The organism is Syntrophotalea sp., assembly GCF_050253115.1.
Classification (GTDB): Bacteria; Desulfobacterota; Desulfuromonadia; order Desulfuromonadales; family Syntrophotaleaceae; genus Syntrophotalea; species Syntrophotalea acetylenica.
Genome location: NZ_JBFWJQ010000012.1, coordinates 20,438 through 38,125, shown reverse-complemented (window position 1 = coordinate 38,125; position 17,688 = coordinate 20,438). Strand labels below are relative to the sequence as shown.

Annotated in this window: 15 protein-coding genes; 8 read left to right on the top strand and 7 right to left on the bottom strand. The window is 60.8% G+C overall.

Annotation, left to right across the window (positions count from 1 at the left end; translation table 11 throughout):
* A partial coding sequence (locus AB7E65_RS02700) for an autotransporter outer membrane beta-barrel domain-containing protein (RefSeq protein ID WP_428745218.1) occupies window positions 1-1,328 on the top strand: 1,328 nt, incomplete at its 5' end.
* 126 nt (window positions 1,329-1,454) lie between these two features.
* Here AB7E65_RS02700 and AB7E65_RS02695 read toward each other — a convergent pair.
* The 4 genes from AB7E65_RS02695 to hslO form a co-directional block, all read right to left on the bottom strand.
* Window positions 1,455-2,120 (bottom strand): nucleoside deaminase, encoded by a 666-nt coding sequence (locus AB7E65_RS02695; protein WP_072286486.1) that lies wholly within the window; start codon window positions 2,118-2,120, stop codon window positions 1,455-1,457.
* Between the two features lie 419 nt (window positions 2,121-2,539).
* The gene (locus tag AB7E65_RS02690) at window positions 2,540-3,295 is read right to left on the bottom strand and encodes a TatD family hydrolase (protein WP_428745217.1); all 756 of its coding nucleotides are present in this window, start codon (window positions 3,293-3,295) and stop codon (window positions 2,540-2,542) included.
* A 16-nt stretch (window positions 3,296-3,311) separates the two neighbouring features.
* Window positions 3,312-4,352 carry a tRNA 2-selenouridine(34) synthase MnmH gene (gene mnmH, locus AB7E65_RS02685; protein WP_428745216.1) on the bottom strand — a complete coding sequence of 347 codons (1,041 nt, stop codon included), beginning with the start codon at window positions 4,350-4,352 and terminating at the stop codon, window positions 3,312-3,314.
* 19 nt (window positions 4,353-4,371) lie between these two features.
* Complete coding sequence (gene hslO / locus AB7E65_RS02680) at window positions 4,372-5,238, bottom strand: Hsp33 family molecular chaperone HslO (protein ID WP_072286483.1); 867 nt, start codon at window positions 5,236-5,238, stop codon at window positions 4,372-4,374.
* Window positions 5,239-5,381: 143 nt separating this feature from the next.
* Between hslO and AB7E65_RS02675 the strand changes: the two genes are divergently transcribed.
* On the top strand, window positions 5,382-6,377 hold the full coding sequence (locus AB7E65_RS02675) for a sugar phosphate nucleotidyltransferase (protein WP_072286482.1): 996 nt from the start codon (window positions 5,382-5,384) through the stop codon (window positions 6,375-6,377).
* A gap of 47 nt (window positions 6,378-6,424) precedes the next feature.
* Here AB7E65_RS02675 and AB7E65_RS02670 read toward each other — a convergent pair whose 3' ends face one another.
* The gene (locus AB7E65_RS02670) at window positions 6,425-7,633 is read right to left on the bottom strand and encodes a M20 family metallopeptidase (protein WP_428745215.1); all 1,209 of its coding nucleotides are present in this window, start codon (window positions 7,631-7,633) and stop codon (window positions 6,425-6,427) included.
* A gap of 7 nt (window positions 7,634-7,640) precedes the next feature.
* Window positions 7,641-8,135: a GNAT family N-acetyltransferase gene (locus AB7E65_RS02665; RefSeq protein WP_072286481.1), complete on the bottom strand. Its 495-nt coding sequence runs from the start codon at window positions 8,133-8,135 to the stop codon at window positions 7,641-7,643.
* A 186-nt stretch (window positions 8,136-8,321) separates the two neighbouring features.
* Here AB7E65_RS02665 and AB7E65_RS02660 point away from each other — a divergent pair, with 186 nt between their 5' ends.
* Window positions 8,322-9,920: a DUF445 family protein gene (locus AB7E65_RS02660; protein ID WP_158513989.1), complete on the top strand. Its 1,599-nt coding sequence runs from the start codon at window positions 8,322-8,324 to the stop codon at window positions 9,918-9,920.
* Between the two features lie 236 nt (window positions 9,921-10,156).
* Window positions 10,157-11,335, top strand: a complete 1,179-nt coding sequence (locus tag AB7E65_RS02655) for a phospholipase D-like domain-containing protein (RefSeq protein ID WP_235605478.1) — start codon at window positions 10,157-10,159, stop codon at window positions 11,333-11,335.
* A gap of 97 nt (window positions 11,336-11,432) precedes the next feature.
* Here AB7E65_RS02655 and AB7E65_RS02650 read toward each other — a convergent pair whose 3' ends face one another.
* A complete protein-coding gene (locus tag AB7E65_RS02650; RefSeq protein ID WP_428745214.1) occupies window positions 11,433-12,965 on the bottom strand; it encodes a capsule assembly Wzi family protein in 1,533 nt (510 codons plus the stop codon).
* Window positions 12,966-13,228: 263 nt separating this feature from the next.
* Between AB7E65_RS02650 and AB7E65_RS02645 the strand changes: the two genes are divergently transcribed.
* From AB7E65_RS02645 to AB7E65_RS02630, 4 genes are read left to right on the top strand one after another with little or no spacing between them, the layout of a single operon-like run.
* The gene (locus tag AB7E65_RS02645) at window positions 13,229-14,467 is read left to right on the top strand and encodes an efflux RND transporter periplasmic adaptor subunit (protein ID WP_320361026.1); all 1,239 of its coding nucleotides are present in this window, start codon (window positions 13,229-13,231) and stop codon (window positions 14,465-14,467) included.
* The gene (locus AB7E65_RS02640) at window positions 14,464-15,147 is read left to right on the top strand and encodes an ABC transporter ATP-binding protein (protein WP_072286477.1); all 684 of its coding nucleotides are present in this window, start codon (window positions 14,464-14,466) and stop codon (window positions 15,145-15,147) included. The genes AB7E65_RS02645 and AB7E65_RS02640 overlap by 4 nt, the downstream gene beginning before the upstream one ends.
* Before the next feature lie 31 nt (window positions 15,148-15,178).
* A complete protein-coding gene (locus AB7E65_RS02635; RefSeq protein WP_428745213.1) occupies window positions 15,179-16,375 on the top strand; it encodes an ABC transporter permease in 1,197 nt (398 codons plus the stop codon).
* Window positions 16,376-16,399: 24 nt separating this feature from the next.
* Complete coding sequence (locus tag AB7E65_RS02630) at window positions 16,400-17,620, top strand: ABC transporter permease (RefSeq protein WP_428745212.1); 1,221 nt, start codon at window positions 16,400-16,402, stop codon at window positions 17,618-17,620.
* Window positions 17,621-17,688 lie beyond the last annotated feature (68 nt).

The window sequence follows — 17,688 nt, the reverse complement described above, 5'->3', positions numbered from 1 at the left end:
CTTCCGATCTAGTCATGTCCGGTACCGTCACCTTGCTCGACAGCTACCACATGACCCTGGACGGTGACCCGACCGTTGGCTCCCTGTTTGTGAATGATGGCGCCACCCTGGATATCAATGGTGCTGCCTTGAGTGTTTCCGCACTGAGCGGTGAAACCTTGTTCAACACCGAATATCAAATTTTTGAAACCGAGGAGGGCAGCGGCGCCGTCGCCGGAGCTTTTGGCGCGATTTCCGCCGTCAATCCCTCCATCGCGGTGCTATATCATGACCAGGCCACCGAGGGGAGCGTGGACGATACCGTTTCGCTTGCCTATGGTCCCGCCGCTTCGCCGCAACTGGAAGCCGTCGGTTTGCTGCGGCAGGCCTTCACCCTGTCCTCCGACCTGGTCGGTCACCGCATCGTCACCACTTTTCTGCGCCACCGCGCGGACGCGGGCGTGCCGCGGCTGTACGCTGCCGCCGGTACGGTAGCGGGCGATGCCGGAGGGATATATGCTACTGGCGTCAACAGCGGTTTTTTCTTTTCGCCCTATTACGCCAATGTCGACAAGGACGCCTCACCGGTCGGCTACGACGCCGATCTGGTCGGGTTTGTCACCGGACTGGAGCGGCACGCCAACGGCAATCTGTACGGGTTCCATGTCGGGTTCGGGCATGCCGGCCTCGATTTTACCGGCAACGGTTACAGCCGCAACCAGGAAGACCAGGAAGTTCTGAGTGCCGGCCTGCATCTGATGGGGAGCCGGAACAACTGGACCTGGCGCGGTCAACTCACCGGATTTTATGGCTGGCACGACTATGACGGGCTGACCGGGGTCGGCCTGGAACAGCGTGAAAGCGCCGATTACGACAGCTGCGGTTTGCGGACCACGCTGCTGGCCGGACGTGTTTTCAGGCACGGGGCCCAACTGCTGTTACCGGAAGCCGGACTGGAATACCTGTGGCTGCACCGTGAAAGCTTCACTACCGATGCCGATGACGACGCCTGGGATATTCGCAGTGATGCCATCGACGAGCATCAGCTCAGCGCCCTGGCGTCGCTGCGCTGGCTGACCACCCTGCAGGCCGGGGACGTGGAGGTCACCCCCTCGCTGGCTGCCGGGCTGCGTTTTTTGATTACCGACGATGAAATCGACGCCCACCAGTCGATCGCGGGCAGCGGGCCGGTGACGGTCAGGGCAGATCAGGACGAAGTGACTGGCACGGTTTCCGCTTCGCTGCGTTTGCGGAAAAATCAGCTGGCCTCCGAACTGGCCTATGGTGGCGAGTTCGGCGATGAGACCACCATGCACAGTGCCTGGCTGCGGTTCAGCTATCTGTACTGAATCATCAAAAAGGGCGCGGCGAGCTCTCGGGTTGTAGCGGTTCGCTCTGCTCGCTGATTCTGTTACGCTACAGGGGTTGTCTCTTTCCTCGGGGAAAAGGACAACCCCTGTACTTTGTTGCACTGGTCAATGTTTGCCGGATTTTGCAAAGGAGCGCACCGAGTGCCGGAACAGGTCCCGGGCGATCTGCTGCAGCTCTGGCGAACATTCGGCCTGGCGAAAGTCGCGATTGGCGGCAAACTCCCGCCAGAACCGTGGCAGCTGTTCCATGCGATGCGCCATGCCGCCATCCGGATCGGGATTGATGTAGTACATGCGCTGAATGCCTGAATTGATGATTCGCGTCAGGCACATGGGGCAAGGTTCCGTGGAGGTAAACAGGATCAGGTCGCCGCATTGGCGCGGATCATTGGTGGAATTGGCGCCGCCCTTTTTTTGCACCCGGTCCTCGTAACGGTTCAGCAGGTCCATTTCGGCATGCATGTCGCTTCGAAAGTGGGGGCGGTATTGCCGGTTGCGCCCGGTTTCGACCAATTCTCCGGTCCTGCCGTCGACCAGGCAGGCGCCTATGCCCCCCGAGCCTGCTTTCAAACTGATGATGGCCTGTTTGACCACGATCAGGCCGAAAGCATCATCCCGGTAATAATTGTCCGGCACATAGGCCGCGATGCGCGCTTCCAGGGCCTGGATGCTTTTTTGCAGAGTCGCATCATCGCCGCGGGCGATGCCGGCAAGGATAAAAACGGACAGCAAGGATACAAATGTGATGGCAAGCAAAGACCTTCGGACCATGGGGCCTCCATGCGGCAGGGTAAGATGTCGGGGATTTTAGCAATCTTTGCCGGAGGGTAAAAGGTTTTTCCCTGAAGCTTGCCTGCAGACAGGTGCTTGGCGGCGTTTCCGGGCAAGCGTGGCGGGCGTTGGATAACAAGGCCACCAATGAAAGCGCCCCGAAAACCTTCTTCGGGGCGCTTTGCATTGCTCTGCTTCTTTGTGATTTCCCGTCGTGGGAAACTGTCTCGGATTACCCGCTTTGCGTAATCCGTGAAATTTCAACGATCAGATTGATAAAAACCTCTCCATCTGGCCCGGCGGATCAGAGATCGTCATACCATCTTCCTCCTTTTGCCTTGAAGAAATCCTTTATCGTTCAGCTTGGTAAAACTATACCACAAAATCGAGACGTGCAAAACACCGGGAACCAACATCGGTCAAGGTCGCCATGGTTTTGCCTTGATGCCGAGATCCCGCCAGTTCTGCCAGAGAATATCTTCGAGTTTTGCGGCGCTCATTCCTCTGATCGCGGCCACTTTCTCCAGGATGGCCACGAGCAGATCGGGCATGCCGATCTGCCCGGCCTGCCAGCGGTAGCCGTCGGGATTGTCCGTCTCCAGAAGGATGCGGCTCAGCGGCAGCCGTTCGGCGATACTGTGCGCGATACGCGGGTTGAGAATATCGACGCCAACTGTAAAATAACAGCCCGCCGCCAGGTATTCCTCGATCAGTTCGACCGGTCCGCCGTACCAGTGGATGACCGGCGTAACGATCCGGTAACGGCGGATCATCTCCAGCACCTCGGTTTCGGCGCCCCGCGTGTGCAGGTTCATCGATTTGGCATGACGCTGCGCCCAGGCGCATTGGTATTCGAAAACCTCGAGCTGGTCCGGATAGAGGCGTTCGTCCTTCACGTAACGAAAATCGAGGCCCGCCTCACCGATCATGGGGGTCTCGTTCAGGTAAGGATCAAGATCATGCAGACGATCGGCATACCGACTGGCCTCCCAGGGATGAATGCCGAAGGCCGGGACGATATAGGGGCAGGCTTCTGCAATCTCCCTGGTTTTCAGATATGCCGGCACATCCATGGCAACCGCCATGGTCAGGATGCGATGCCGTTCGATCTGTTCGAGGGCCTCGGGCAAGGCGTCGGTGTACCAGTCGATGTGGGCGTGGGCGTCAACCAGCATATGATATCCGGACCGTTTAAGGATTGCGGCTGATTTTTGCGGCTTTTTCAACCAACGCTCCGGCGATGGCACAGGGAGAGTCGGAGGCATGGTCGAGATCGATGATGGAATCGGGATGGCGTTTGGACAGGCCGAACTGGTAGGTCTTGTCGTAATAATCCAGCAGTGCGTGGGTGGCTGTGGCGTAGTCGCCGGCGGCGATCGCTTCCAGGGCGATGCGGGTGCGCTCGCCGCCGAGGCGTTTGCTGATGGCCCGTACTGCGTTGCCCAGTTTTTCGGGAGACACCGCGCCGTAGTCGCTGCACAGGCGCGTCACGCGGGCTTGGCGGGACACCTGGATACGCATCACCAGGGCTTCGCGCATCTGCCGGAAAAGGCCCTCGGGGACGCTGACATGGCCGATTTTGCGGCTTTCGTCTTCGATCCAGATGGTTTGCCCGGGATCGAGGACCCGCATGGCGTCAAAAAGATCGTTCTCGAATTGCTCGGTGGTGGGCTGTGCAATGTTGTCCACCGCGCCGAAAGCGGATCCCTTGTGGTGGGCCAGTCCTTCGAGATCGAGGATCTGCTGGCGGCGGCGTTGCAGGTTGTGCAGGATTTCTGTCTTGCCGCTGCCGGTCATGCCGCCGAGCACCAGCAGGCGCAACGGGGTTTCGAATCCCGTCATGACGTATTTCCGGTAGGCCTTGTACCCGCCTTTGAGCAGTCCTACCCGGAACCCGGCTTTGTCCAGTAGCCAGGAAAGGGACTCGCTGCGCATGCCCCCGCGCCAGCAGTGAATCAGGATATGCCGGCTATCGGTGTGGCTTCGGACCCGGACGATATATTCGGCCAGCAGGGGCCCGACAATCTCCAGCCCGCGCATGAAGGCGCATGTTCGCCCCTGCTGTTTGTAGAGGATACCGATTTCATGGCGCTCCTCGTCGGAAAAAAGCGGCAGATTGTGCGCCCCGGGGATATGCCCCCTGGCGTACTCGGATGGGCAGCGAACGTCGAATACCGGGTATTGCGCTGCCTGTTGCAGAAAGATGTCAGGATTCAGAGGCCTTGGGCTCATGGGATCTCGGTAGGGCCGGTCAGGCCATCAGGGATTGTATTTCTTCGGAGCTGAAACGGTAGCGCTCCTTGCAGAATTCGCATACGACTTCGGTTTCTTCCTGCCTGGCGGCCATTTCCTGCAATTCTTTCCTCCCCAGAGTCTTGAGCATGCCGAGCACCTGGCCACGGCTGCAGGTGCAACGAAAAACCAGCGGCGTTTCTTCGGTGCGGCCGAGGGGAATATCGGCGAACAGCTCTTCAAGGATCTGCCGGGGGCCCTTGCCTTCGCGCAGCAGGGCCGTGATCGGCGGCAGCGCCACCAGTCGTTTTTCAAGCAGGGCGATGAGGGCCTCTTCTCCTTCGGGCATGGCCTGTACTATCAAACCGCCGGCTGCGGAGACGCGGCCGGCGCTCTCCAGATACACTCCGAGGGCGACGGTGGATGGCACCTGTTCGGAGGAGGTCAAATAATAGGCGAGGTCTTCGGCGATTTCACTGCTGTAGAGCTGAACCATACCCCGATAGGGTTCCTTGAGACCGAGGTCCTTGATAACATGCAGGAACCCGGCGCGCCCGACAGCGGCCGGCACGTCGAAACCTTTATCCGTCGGGGCAATGCCGGATACCGGTACCTTCACCGAGCCGCGCACCTGTCCGAGAGCGTCGGTCTCGGCATGCAGCCTCTGCAGCGGGCCGTTGCCCTCTACCATCAGTGCCAGGCGCTGGTCGTTTTTGAGCAGGCTGCCCATGAGCGCCGCGCCGGTGACCAGCCTTCCCAAAGCGACGGTGGCGGTTGGGTCGGTGCCCTGCCGGCGGCAGATGGCTTCGACCAGGCCAGTGGTCACCGCGGCAGTGGCGCGCAGGGTACCATCTTTGGTGGCGACGCGGATGAGATGATCCTTCATGCGAATTCCTCGTGTGGTAAGCGATACGGCGGTACCGGAAACTTGCCCGGACGGGTCATTGCGGTTATAGTCTTGCACGACGGCGGGCTCATGCTACCGGAAAGGGTCCGCTTCTGACAAGACTTCATATTACGGAGGTTGGCATGAAAATCATCCTGCCGGTGGCGGGCAAGGGCACGCGGCTGCGTCCCCACACCCACACCCGCGCCAAATCCCTGGTGCAGGTGGCGGGCAAAACGGTCCTCGAACATATCATCGAACGCCTCAAGGTGCTGGCCGCCGAGGAGCTGATTTTCATCACCGATGAAAACGGCCAGCAGATCGAAGCCTTCATGAAGCGCTGTTTTCCCGATCTGAAATGCAGCTACATCGTGCAGAAAGATCGTCTCGGTCCGGCGCATGCCGTTTCCCTGGCGGCGCCACGTATTGTCCCCGGCGATGACGTCCTGGTGGTGTTCAATGACACTATTTTTGTTACCGATCTGGGTCGCATCCTCGATTTGTGCGCCGATTGCGACGGCCTTATTTTCTCCAAGGAAGTCGAGGATTATCAGCGTTTCGGCGTCAACGTGATCCGCGACGGCATTATTGTCGACATGGTGGAAAAACCGGACACGCCGATTTCACGTCTGGCCCAGGTCGGACTTTATTATCTCAGGGATGCGTCGGGGTTCATGCGCTATCTCGATCAGGCCATCCAGGCCGGCGACACGGTCAAAGGCGAATTTTACCTGCCGGCGGTATTCATGCGCATGATCAGGGACGGACTGCGTTTCCGCGCCCCGGAAATCGACGCCTGGCTGGACTGCGGCAAGCCGGAGACGCTGCTCGAGACCAACCGTTATCTGCTGGAGCAACGTCACAGCTGCCGGGGGGAACTGGTGGATACAGTTGTTATTCCACCGGTTTACATTGCCGAGGGGGTCAAGGTGAAAGGCAGCATAATCGGCCCCTACGTCTCTCTGGCCACCGGTACGGTTGTCGAGGCCAGCATCATCCGCGATTCGATCATCAATGCTGATTGCCATGTCCGGGATGCCAACCTGCGTTTCAGCATTCTCGGCAATGCCGTGAAGCTGTCCGGTTCGCCGCGCCGCATGAATATCGGTGACGATTCCCTGATCGAAATAGACAGCTGACCGGCCCTGGCCGGCCCGCTTTCCAAAACGGCGGAAAAGGGCACGGCCTAATCGATGACGGGGCGTATCTCCGAACGCTCCGGATCGCCACTATCTTCCGTAGCGAGCCATCGGGTTTGCCGGGGTGGCGGCGCGGCCAGGCACAAGCCAAGATAGATGGCGGCAGCCAGGTCGAGTTCTTCCAGGGAAACCTGTTCGCTCCAGGTGTGGGCGGTTTCCAGGGCGCCAGGTCCCAGCAGCAGGGGATGGCAGCCTTTTTCAAAGAAAAGATTGCCGTCCGAATGGGAACGGAAAGCCGTGAATGCCAGCGGCCGTTCCAGACGGGAATATATGCCGGGCAGTGTGTGACCCGGCCAGTGGTCGGTGCCGAGATCGTAACCGCGGTTCGCCCAGGGGATATCCACCTCCAGTTCCAGCCCATGGATATGTCGGCTGGCGCTGGCCAGGCGGCGGCGCAGCGTGGTTACGGTTTTTTCGAGATCGAGGGAGGGGGGCAGGTGCAGATCGATCAGGGCTTCGCAACGGTCGGGAACCACGAAGCCGGCCCGGGACGAGTTCATTTCACGGATGGAATAGACGAGCCCCCCGTCAGGTCTGCGCAGCAAAGGTGCGCGGCCCAGGTGCAAAAGCACCTGCAGCATCGACTCGATGGCGTTGTGCCCGTGTTCCGGCAGGGAAGTGTGACTGCGGCGCCCGCTGGTGGTCAGCACTACTTCAAGGTAGCCATAATGTGAAAAGCAGGCCTGCAGACCGGTTGGTTCTCCGATCACCACCCAGGCGGGCCGGTGGTTGGCGAGAAACGCCAGGCTGCCGGCGCCGTCCTCTTCTTCACCCACTGCCAGCAGCAGTCCCACCGAAGGACGCTGCTCGGGCGGCAGGTGTTCCGCCAGGGTCAGAAAGGATTCAATCATGGCCGCGCACCCGGCTTTCATGTCGGCGCTGCCGAGCCCGCAGAGAATACCGCCCTGCTGTCGGGGGCCCCGTTCCTGCAATTCAAAATCGGCCACCGTGTCGACATGCCCGACCAGGTAGAAATCGGGTTCACCCTGTCCCATGATACAGCGCAGGTTGAAGCGGGTTTCGTCGAGACAATCCCGGTGTACCTCGAGCCCCGCGCTTTGCAATATCCCTTCGAGATAGCATTGAATATCCTCCTCCTTGCCCGAGGGAGAATAGATCTCCACCATCTCCCACAGCATACGGTGCAGCCGGTCGCGGCACAGGCGCCCGCGCAATGGTTCCCAACGGTTCAGCATGACGCTCCTATTTTCTGCGCGAGCGTGTCAGGTTGAGACTGAGGTAGACATGCTCGCGCGGGTTGCCGAAGCCCTGTTTGCGGAAAAAGCCGAGAGCTGCTTCATTGTCGGCAGCGGTGTCGACGATGATCATGCGCACGCCCTGCTCCCGCATGCGGCGCCGCAACTCCCGGAACAGCTCGCGGCCGATATGGGCTTTCTGCACCTTCGGTCGCACTCCAAGCCACACCAGGTAGCCGTACTTCCAGGGCCCTCGCTGTTTTTCCACCGTTGTGCCGAGGGCGAAGCCGACAATTGTTTCGTTGAGTTCAGCGACCAGGCACAGTTCACTGTCCGAGTTGAACAGGGTGGTGATTTCATACTCGTCCCAGGTGCGATACAAGGTCGGCGAAAACTCGGCGGTAAAGACTTCCTCGCCGATGTGAAACACCTCGGATAGATCATCAATGGTCATTTCGCGGATCTCGAGTTTGCTTTCCGCTGGAGAAACGGGTGCCGTCATAGGTTTTTCCCTCGTCATTGAAACATCGCCATTCGTATTCTGGTCATCTGTCTTTGTCCGGGTTTTTTGTCTTGGGAGCCAGCCCCTGAATATTATAGCAAATCAAACGATTTGAACCGCTTGCGCGGGCAATGTGTTGCCGTTATGATAACTGCCGGATCGTTCCTGATGCAGCGCGAGGTGTTCATGTCTGAAATGATTATTCAAAGTCTGCCCTATCTGGCGCCACCCCTGCTGGGGGCCATGATCGGTTACGTTACCAATTATATCGCCATCCGGATGCTTTTCAGGCCCTTGCGGGCCTGGCGGATTTTCGGACTGCGCGTGCCTTTGACCCCCGGCATCATCCCCTCCAGGCGGCAGGAACTGGCGCAGCGCATCGGCGACATGGTCGGCAGTCATCTGGTGACCGCCGAAGAGGTGGCCGGGGCGTTGCAAAAGCCAGGCTTCCAGGGCGAGCTGCGCCAGGCGGTCGCCGGCAAGCTCGGCGCTTTGCTCGACAGGGACCTCGGTCCGCTGGCGGAGCTGGTGCCGGACAAGTTCAAGGAGCGTTTTCGGGAATTGACGCAGACCCTGCGCTGGAAGGCGCTCAGGGCGCTGTTTGAATACCTGGAAAGTCAGCCTTTCAGGGTTCGCCTGGAAACCTGGCTGCAAGAAAAGGAAGAAGACCTGCTGGCCAAGGAGCCGGCCCATATGCTCGGTGCCCTGCAGCGCGCCGCCCTTGAGCGCCATCTGCGCCGCAAGGCGGCGGGCTGGCTGCAATCGGAAAAGGTCGCTCGGCAGGCCGGCCAGCTGGTCGACGAACAACTGCAAAAGCTGCTCGAATCGGACCGTCCGTTGCGTGAATTCGTGCCACGGGAACTGTTGGAGGGGGCGCGGCAATGGATCGAGGAAGAGCTGCCCGCCCTGGTGGAGCGGCTGCTGACCCTGCTGCAGGATACGGAAGTTCGTCAACGCATCGCCGAGCGGGCCAGCGAAGCCCTCGCAGAATTCACCGCTTCCCTTGGCATGATGGGTGGCCTGGTATCGGCCTTTCTTACCCCTGACAAGATCGCCAGATACCTGCCGGGTCTGCTCGACCGGGCGGCGCAGGAAATTGAATGTTGTCTGGCGGAGGAACAGAACCGCAGGCGGGTTGTCGAGGTGGTTCGGGAGCGTCTGGAATTGCTTCTGGAAAAGTCCCCGGCCACATTACTGGCCGGCATGTCCTGCGGTCGCATCGCCCGTCTGCGGCGTTTCGTGCGGGCCCGTGTTGTCGTCGCTCTGCGTAGCGATACCGCCGGCAAGGCGGTGGAGACGCTCGTCGATCGGTTGCTCGACCCCCTGCGGCAGCGCCCCCTGGGGCAATTGCTGGCCGATATGCTCCCGCCGGGCGGCCTGCCTGTGGCCCGGCGCGCCCTGCACGAGCGGCTGCTGCACGGGCTGTGTTCGCCGGCGGCGCGGCAGGCGGTCGACAGGGAGTTGGCGAACCTGGTCGAGACCCTGGTTTTCCAGCGTCCCCTGGGGCGCCTCTCGGCGCGCATGTCGAGCGAAGTGCGGCTGGAACTCGAAGACGGATTGACCGCGCAACTGGGTGAAATGCTCTGCAGGGAAGTGCCGCCACTGGTTGATTCCCTGAATGTCCGCCGCATGGTCGAAGACAAGATCAACAGTCTCGATATTCTGGCGGTGGAAGGCCTGCTGCTCGGCATCATGCAGGAGCAGTTCAAATATATCAACCTGTTCGGCGCGCTGTTGGGCGGCATCATCGGTGCGATGAACCTGCTGTTTATCAGTGCCTTCTAGCCATTGAGGCTGGCTTTTTGCCGTCGGCGTTTTTGCCGGAAAGCGCTATCGGCCACCAATTTCGGGTATGCTTTTAAAGTCCACTGCCGGTTATGCGATGAGTGGCTTTACACCGGAAACGCGCTTTTGCACATCGGTTTCGCCCCGATACCGGCGCCGGACCCGTTTCGGGTGGGGGCCAAAACGCAACAAAAACACAACCCGGAAAAGGTGTTCATCCGTTGCGAAGCAGCCAAATGATGAAAATATCCCGTGGCAAATACCGGTTTGCATGGCGTGTCGGCAACCGCTTTCGTCTGCTGGTCGACGGCGACCGTTTCTTCCCCGTGATGCAGGACAGCATCGCCGCCGCGCGTCGGTATGTGCTGCTGGAAATGTACCTTTGCGAATCGGGCAAGGTTGTTGACCGTTTCGTGGAGCGATTGCAGGCTGCCGCCCGGCGCGGTGTGCGGGTCTGCGTGCTGCTCGATGCTTACGGCGCTCTGGGGTTGCGCCGCAGTGACCGCAAACGGCTCACTGATGCCGGCGTGGAACTGGCTTTTTACAACCCGTTGGGTTTTTTCCGCTGGCGCAGCAACCTGTTTCGCGATCATCGCAAACTGCTGCTTGTCGATGGCGAGGTCGGTTTCACCGGCGGCACCGGCTTGACGGATGCTTTCGATCCCGGTGTGGCTTCCGGATCCTGGTGGCACGAGGCGATGCTGGAAATTCGCGGCCCCTGCCTGGGCGACTGGCAGGCGCTTTTTGCCCGCACCTGGAACCGCTGGGCGCAAAGCCCGCTTTCCGAGGTGCCCGGCGGTTCCTGGGCCCAGGATGAGGGCGGCCGGGGCCGGGTTACCCTGCAGAGGGGCATCAAGGGCCGTTCTGAAATCATCCGGTCCTATGTGCGTCAGATACGCCGCGCGCGCAGCCGGGTCTGGATGGCGACGGCCTATTTCGTGCCGTCCTGGAAGTTGCGTCAGTGCCTGCGCCGCAGTGCCCGCGAGGGCAGGGATGTGCGGCTGCTGTTGCCCGGTGCCCTGAACGATCATCCGGCCGTCTGGTACATGGGCCGGCGCTACTATCACCGCCTGCTGAAGTCCGGCGTCAGGATTTTTGAATACCAGCCACGGTTTACCCATTACAAGATGTTGATGTGTGATGATTGGGTCAGCTTCGGCTCCTGCAATGCGGATGCCTGGAATTATCGCTGGAACCTCGAGGCCAACCAGGAGGCCGTGGATGCCTCTCTGAGCACGCAGGCAGCTGCATTACTGGAAACCGATTTCGGTCGCAGTGTGGAAATCCGGCTGGAAGACTGGGTGATGCGTTCCTGGCGCAAAAGGCTGCGGGAGTGGTTCTGGGGCAAGGTGCAGGCTTTGCTGGGCTGGTTCAGTGACCGGAAGCGGCGTATCGGAGAGGATGACCCCTTTTGATGGGGCCGTTTCACTTTTGTCCCGTACTTTCCCGACCTGAGCTCCGCAGGCGGTTGAAAAACCGCCTGCAGAGCCGCGGAGAGGTTGACGGCTGCCGTCACCAGTTCCAGTCGATGCCGGCATTGGCCATGTGCAGGTTGCGGTTCCTGCCGTTTTCGAAACCGAAATTTTCCACCCGGTCGAATGCATAGTCGAAGCGCAGGGTAAGTTTTGGCGAGCAGTGCCACTCCATGGCCAGCCCTGGCCTGAAATGTTTTTCCGCCGTGCCGATACCGGCGGAACGTTTCTGGTGATCAAAGTTGAACGCCAGCCTCAGACCGAGGGGGAAATAAGCCTCCAGTTCGGCGAAATAATCCTCGGCGGTGCCGCCCATGGCATGCCCCATGATCTTTTGCTGGTAGGTGTAGCCGGAGGTGTAGAGGCCGTGGCGGTACCAGATATTGCTGTCGAGGCTGGTGTCGGCATACTCCAGGCGCAGGCTCAAACGTCCGCTGGGTTCGATCTGGGGCAGATAGAGCCCGGCCAGATAGGCTTTTTTGGAGAAGAACGGAATAAACCCGGCAAAGTCGGCCTGGTCCTCGCCGCCGAGTTCGCCGTACAGTTCGGCATTCCATAAAAACGGCAGCTTGACCCGCGCATCGATGGCGGCTACCGAATTGCTGGTGTCCTCGTCGCCACTGAGATTTTCGCCGCCGATAATGGTCAGAAAGTCGTCAAAGTCGATGCCCGGCCGCCCCTTGCCGCCGAACATGACGGTGCGGCACAGGCCCAGTTCCAGCCAGGAGGTCGGCTTGAGTCCAAGGCGCATGCCCCCGAAATACGGCTCCTCCACGACGCGGTCGTCATCGAGACGCGCCACAAACAGGTCGAAGCGGAACGGTCCCAGGTATTTGAAAACCCAGGGCAGGATCACCGGCGTGGGGTTGGTGAGCCGGATCATGTCCAACGGATCGGCGTTGTTGGTGAGCACCAGAGAGCCGTTGCGGCCTTGCCCCCACCACAGGGATTGACGGCCAACGGACAGGTCGACCGGGCCCAGACCCAGGGTCAGGCTGCCGCCACGCAGACGGATGCCGGTGTTGCCATCTTCCTGGGCTCGCAGTAGCGGACGCCATTCGGCCAGCAGCCAGCGTCCCAGTCGCGCATCACCGGCAAGGGTGACTTCAAGGTTGTGGTTTTCACTGTAATCGAGACCATCATGGTTGGTGATCAGCGAAAATTGCCGGGCGTTGGTGCCGGGATACAAGGAATCGGCGCCATCCCGCAACACATAGTCAAATTGCATTTCGCGGATCGGTTTGAAATAGCTGCCGGCTTTTCCCGGTCCATTGCGTTGTTCCTGAATTTCCTGGCGAAATTCGGTTTTAAGACGGGCCACCAGTTCCCGGGCAACGGGGGGCAGAATCCTGTCCCGACCGGCTTCGATGACCTCGATGGTCTGGCGGGCGGCTTCGGCTCTGCTGAAGGGGCGGTCTCCCTGCAGGGCGGTGTCGACCAGGCTCATCCCCGCCAGTTTGTCCAGGGCAGGGTAAATCCAGCTGTCGAGGGGGATAGCGGGACTCGGCGCGGCGGCAGCGGGGAGGGCCCACAGCAACAACAGGGCCAGGGTCATGATCCAGCGTCGTGACATGAAAAAAGCCTCCTTTTAGCCCCTGGTGGCGAGGCAAGCAATAACAACGGCAACACGGCGGCTGCAGGGGTGTCGAGCGGTACGACCGACGGAACTCTGCTTTTCCGCAGAGCTATGGATGGGGTTTTGCTAGCACAATTTTTTAAAAAAAGCAAACAAAAGCCCTGGCCACGGGTGGCTGGAAGCTTGTTTCCAGGCGCTTCGAAAATCAAAGCGTAACCTGCTGCAACGGGCCGACAATGATTGGCAACAAAGGGGTACCGATGAAAAAAATCCTGATTCCGCTGTTTGTCATCCTGATGCTGGCGGCAGGTTTCGCTCTCTGGCATCTGCGCCGGCCGAAAGCGCCGGTCGAGGTTCTGGAAACGATGGCGGTCGATCGCGGAAAAGTCAGGCAGGTGCTGGAGCAGACCGGCATCGTCAAGGCCCAGGTCGGTGCTATTGTCAAAATCGGCGCGCGCGCCACCGGCACCATCGAAAAGATGCTGGTGCAGGTCGGGGATCCGGTAATCAAAGGGCAGCTGGTGGCCCGCATTGACAGTCGCGAGATCCGTTCCCAGGTCGCCGAGGCCCGCGCCCGTTTGCAGGCCGACGAGGCCGAGCTGCGGCGGGTGCAGCGTGTCGACCCGTTGCATATCGAGGAAGCCCGCGCCGAGCTGGCGCTTTCCCGGGCCCAGGCTGAATATCTGCGCAGCAACTACCGGCGTGTCGAGGCTTTGGCGGCGGAGGGAGTGGTTTCCCGGGACGAACTGGAAAAGGTCCGCCAGCTGGCCGAAGTCGAAACAGGTCGTGAGTCCGCGCGCCGCACGGCCCTGGAGCGGCTGCAGCGGGAATTCGAGGAGAACCTGCGCCGGGCGGAACTGGCGGTGCGGGTTACCCGGGCCAATCTCGAAGCTCTTCAAGTGCGTCTTTCCTATACGGATATCCACAGTCCCATCGATGGCGTGGTCAGCCAGGTGACCGCTCAGGAGGGTGAAACCATCGTTGCCGGGCTGCAGGTCGCCAACCTGATTACGGTGCTCGATACCTCCCGGCTCGAGATGTGGATCTATGTCGACGAGACGGATATCGGTCATGTCAAGCTTGGACAGACCGCCGAGTTCAGTGTCGATGCCTACCCCGACAAAGTGTTTCGCGGGACCATACAGGCGGTTTATCCCGAGCCGGAAATCCGCGAAAACATCGTTTATTACAAAGCCCTGGTGGCTGTTTCCAAAACGGAAGCCGCCTGGCTGCGTCCGGAAATGACGACCCAGGTACAGATCGTGGTGGCGGAAAAAGACCAGGTTCTGCGGTTGCCCAACACCGCCCTGAAATGGGTCGATTCCCGCCAGGTGGTGTTTCATGTACAGCCCGACGGTAGCGTGCGGGAAGTCTCGCCCAGGCTTGGTCTCACCGGTCTGCAGGAGAGTGAGCTTCTCGGGGGGCTGCAGGAAGGCGATCTGGTGGCGACCCAGGTGGTGCTTGGCGCCGCTGACGGCAAACGGGGAGGCGGGCCATGAGCGATCCGCAGCCTGTCATCCGGTTGCATGCCATCGAGAAGACGTTCATGCTGGGCGATCTGAGTGTCGAAGTGCTCAAAGGCGTCAGCCTTGCCATCGACCCCGGCGAGTTTGTGGCTTTGCGTGGTGCTTCCGGTTCGGGCAAATCGACACTGATGCATATCCTCGGGCTGCTGGATCGCCCTTCCGGCGGCCAATATTATCTGCAGGGCGAGGACGTCGCCGGGCTGCCCGACGATCGTCTCAGCGAGCTGCGCAACAGACTGTTCGGCTTCATCTTTCAGACCTTTTATCTGATCCCCTACATTTCCGCCCTCGACAACGTCATGCTGCCGGGACTTTACGGCACCACCCCGGCACGGCGCCTGCGACAGCAAGCGGAGCGGCTGTTGTGCCAGGTCGGACTTGAGGAACGCATGCATTTCCGCCCGGGACAACTTTCCGGCGGTCAGCAGCAGCGGGTCGCCATGGCCCGTGCGCTGCTCAACGATCCCCAGGTGGTGCTGGCGGACGAGCCGACCGGCCAGCTCGACTCCACCACCAGCACGGAAATCATGGCCTTGCTGCAGTCGATCCACGCCCAGGGGCGCACCGTGGTGCTTGTCACTCACGACGCCGCCACGGCCGGCTACGCCGGACGGCAGATCGTGCTGAGTGATGGACATGTCCAGGCTGGCTGAAATATTGACTGTTGCCTGGCGATGCGCAGGCATGGCGTGGCATGCCTTGCGCGCGGCCAGGGTCCGCAGCCTGTTCGTGATAGCGGGGGTGGCCCTCGGTATCGCTTCTTTGACTGTCATTGTGGCCGCTGTCGATGGTGCCGAGCGCAAGGCCAACGAGATGGTGCGGGTGTTCGGCCCCGACGCTGCGCTGGTGCTGGGCGGCAATATCGAAAGTCGGGCCGTGGGTCAGCGCACCCTGACCCTTTCCTACGAGGATGCGGCGGCGCTGAGACGGTCTTTGCCGGGGGTCTACCTGGTGGTCCCCATGCGCGCCAAAAGCAATGTGCAGGTCCGTTACGGCGGGCGCGTCACCCAGGTTCCCGTGGTGGTCGGTACCACGGAAAGTTACGCCCGGGCCTGGGACTGGCCGCTGACGGAGGGGCGGGACCTGACCAGGGATGATCTGCGGCAGGGCGCCAGAGTCGGCCTGATCGGCGATACGATCGCCCGTGAACTGTTCGGCGACGAATCGCCGATCGGTCGTACCGTACTGATGGATCGGTTCCCTCTGCAGATTGTCGGCCGGTTGAGTTATCGCGGCGTGGTGGGTGGCGGCGGGGCCATCGACGACCGTATCATCATCCCCATTACCACCCTGACCCGGCGTTTCAACCTGGACCGCAAATACTTTCGCGCCCTGCGCGTCAAATTCCATCACCCGGAATCCATGCCGCGGCATGTCGCCAATATGCGCAGCCTGTTGCGCCATCTGCACGGCCTGCGGCCGGAAGAAATGGACGATTTCAGCATCCTTACCGCCGACGAGATTCTGAAATTTCTGTCGACATTCAAGGGGGGGCTGGTGCTGTTTCTCGGTGTGACCGCCCTGGTGGCCATGGTGGTCGGGGGTTTTGTGCTGGCCAATCTGTTTTATCTCGGTGTCGATGAGCGCCGCTCGGAAATCGGACTGAAAATGGCGCTTGGGGCACCGCGCTGGGCGATATTGACGCAGATTCTTCTGGAGGCGGTGATCCTGACATCGATTGGCGCGCTGTTCGGCATGGGGTTGGGCATGGCCATGGGGCAGTTGCTGGCGCGGCTGGAAATCCTGCAAATCCTGTTTTCCTGGAAAGTTTTCGGTTTTTCGCTGACTGCCTCACTGGTCATCGGTTTGCTGTTCGGTCTCAAGCCGGCGCGGCGCGCGGCATCCCTGTCGCCCATCGATGCCCTCAAAGGCAACGGCTGAGCATAGACGGCGTGGAGCAAGGGCATGCTGCTTAGCATTAAAATTGCACTGGCATCACTACGTGCCCATCGTCTGCGGACCCTTCTGGCCATGCTCGGCGTGATGCTTGGCGCCCTGGCCCTGACCGGTGTGCAGCACATCTCCCGCGCCATGCTGCTCAAGGCCGAGCAGGAAACCGCCAAGCTCGGCAGCAATCTGTTCATGGCCCGCACCGGTCAGCTCGCCTTTCGGCCCGGCCGATCGGGCAGAGTGCGCCATGAAGCGACCACCTTTACGCTGCAGGATGCCCGGGATCTGGCCCGGGCGCTGCCCGCGGTGCGCAAGTCGGCACCGTTTGTCAGCGTCACCCTGCCGATACGCTCGGGCAACCTGAGCATCAACTGCCAGCTGGTGGCCACCTGGCCCGACTATCGGTGGGTGCGCAACGCCGTGCCCGAAGTCGGGCGTTTTCTTTCCGCCGCCGACGAAAACCGCCGTGCCAGGGTTTGCGTGCTGGGGGCCAGTATTGCCAGGCGCCTGTTCGGCAGGTCGCGGGCCGCCCTCGGACAACCGGTATTTTTTCATCGGGCGATGCTGCGGGTGGTGGGGGTGATGCAACCCAAAGGCGCCGATATCGCGGGTGCCGATCAGGACGAACAGGTATTTGTGCCGATGGACACCTATCTGCGCCGCATGAGCAACCAGACCTGGCTCAGCGGGGTGTATCTGCAGCTTGGCGACGAAGCCGATATTTCCGCGGCCAAACAATCCGCCGCCGAAATTCTGCGGCGCAACCATCGCATCGGCCCCGGAGAAGAGGACGATTTTTCCGTCCTGACCGCAAAGGACACCATGGAGGTCCAGCAGCAGGCCCTGAACCTGGTCGGTACCCTCGGTCTTATCAGCTCCTCGGTATCGTTTACCGTTGGCGGTCTCGGCATTCTATCCATCATGGTGCTGCTGGTTCGCGCCCGGCGACTGGAAATCGGCGTAAGACGGGCGGTGGGCGCCCGGCGGCGTGATATCGTGGGCCAGTTTTTGCTGGAGGCGGCCATGATGGCGATGGCCGGCGGTCTTTCAGGCGTTGGGCTCGCATTGGGACTGGTGCTGCTGGTCTGCCGGATCGGCGGACTGCCTTATGTCCTCGAGCCGTCTCTGGTGTTGCTGGCATTGGCCGGTTCGGCGCTGCTGGGGCTTGTTGCGGGGGCCTATCCGGCCTGGCAGGCGGCGCAGGTCGAGATCCTCGAAGTGTTGAAAAGTGAGTGAGGTTTGAGTGCCGAGGCTGGTGCATAAAACCGGGGGCGCACGGGATTACCAACCGGATGCGCCCCCGT

Excerpts from the sequence above, each read along its gene's own strand:
- AB7E65_RS02635 (WP_428745213.1), top strand. The coding sequence starts at position 15,179 with ATGGCGTGGCATGCCTTGCGCGCGGCCAGGGTCCGCAGCCTGTTCGTG.
- AB7E65_RS02665 (WP_072286481.1), bottom strand. The coding sequence starts at position 8,135 with ATGACGGCACCCGTTTCTCCAGCGGAAAGCAAACTCGAGATCCGCGAA.
- AB7E65_RS02660 (WP_158513989.1), top strand. The coding sequence starts at position 8,322 with ATGTCTGAAATGATTATTCAAAGTCTGCCCTATCTGGCGCCACCCCTG.
- AB7E65_RS02650 (WP_428745214.1), bottom strand. The coding sequence starts at position 12,965 with ATGTCACGACGCTGGATCATGACCCTGGCCCTGTTGTTGCTGTGGGCC.
- AB7E65_RS02690 (WP_428745217.1), bottom strand. The coding sequence starts at position 3,295 with ATGCTGGTTGACGCCCACGCCCACATCGACTGGTACACCGACGCCTTG.
- AB7E65_RS02670 (WP_428745215.1), bottom strand. The coding sequence starts at position 7,633 with ATGCTGAACCGTTGGGAACCATTGCGCGGGCGCCTGTGCCGCGACCGG.
- AB7E65_RS02675 (WP_072286482.1), top strand. The coding sequence starts at position 5,382 with ATGAAAATCATCCTGCCGGTGGCGGGCAAGGGCACGCGGCTGCGTCCC.
- AB7E65_RS02640 (WP_072286477.1), top strand. The coding sequence starts at position 14,464 with ATGAGCGATCCGCAGCCTGTCATCCGGTTGCATGCCATCGAGAAGACG.
- hslO (WP_072286483.1), bottom strand. The coding sequence starts at position 5,238 with ATGAAGGATCATCTCATCCGCGTCGCCACCAAAGATGGTACCCTGCGC.
- AB7E65_RS02655 (WP_235605478.1), top strand. The coding sequence starts at position 10,157 with ATGATGAAAATATCCCGTGGCAAATACCGGTTTGCATGGCGTGTCGGC.
- AB7E65_RS02630 (WP_428745212.1), top strand. The coding sequence starts at position 16,400 with ATGCTGCTTAGCATTAAAATTGCACTGGCATCACTACGTGCCCATCGT.
- mnmH (WP_428745216.1), bottom strand. The coding sequence starts at position 4,352 with ATGAGCCCAAGGCCTCTGAATCCTGACATCTTTCTGCAACAGGCAGCG.
- AB7E65_RS02695 (WP_072286486.1), bottom strand. The coding sequence starts at position 2,120 with ATGGTCCGAAGGTCTTTGCTTGCCATCACATTTGTATCCTTGCTGTCC.
- AB7E65_RS02645 (WP_320361026.1), top strand. The coding sequence starts at position 13,229 with ATGAAAAAAATCCTGATTCCGCTGTTTGTCATCCTGATGCTGGCGGCA.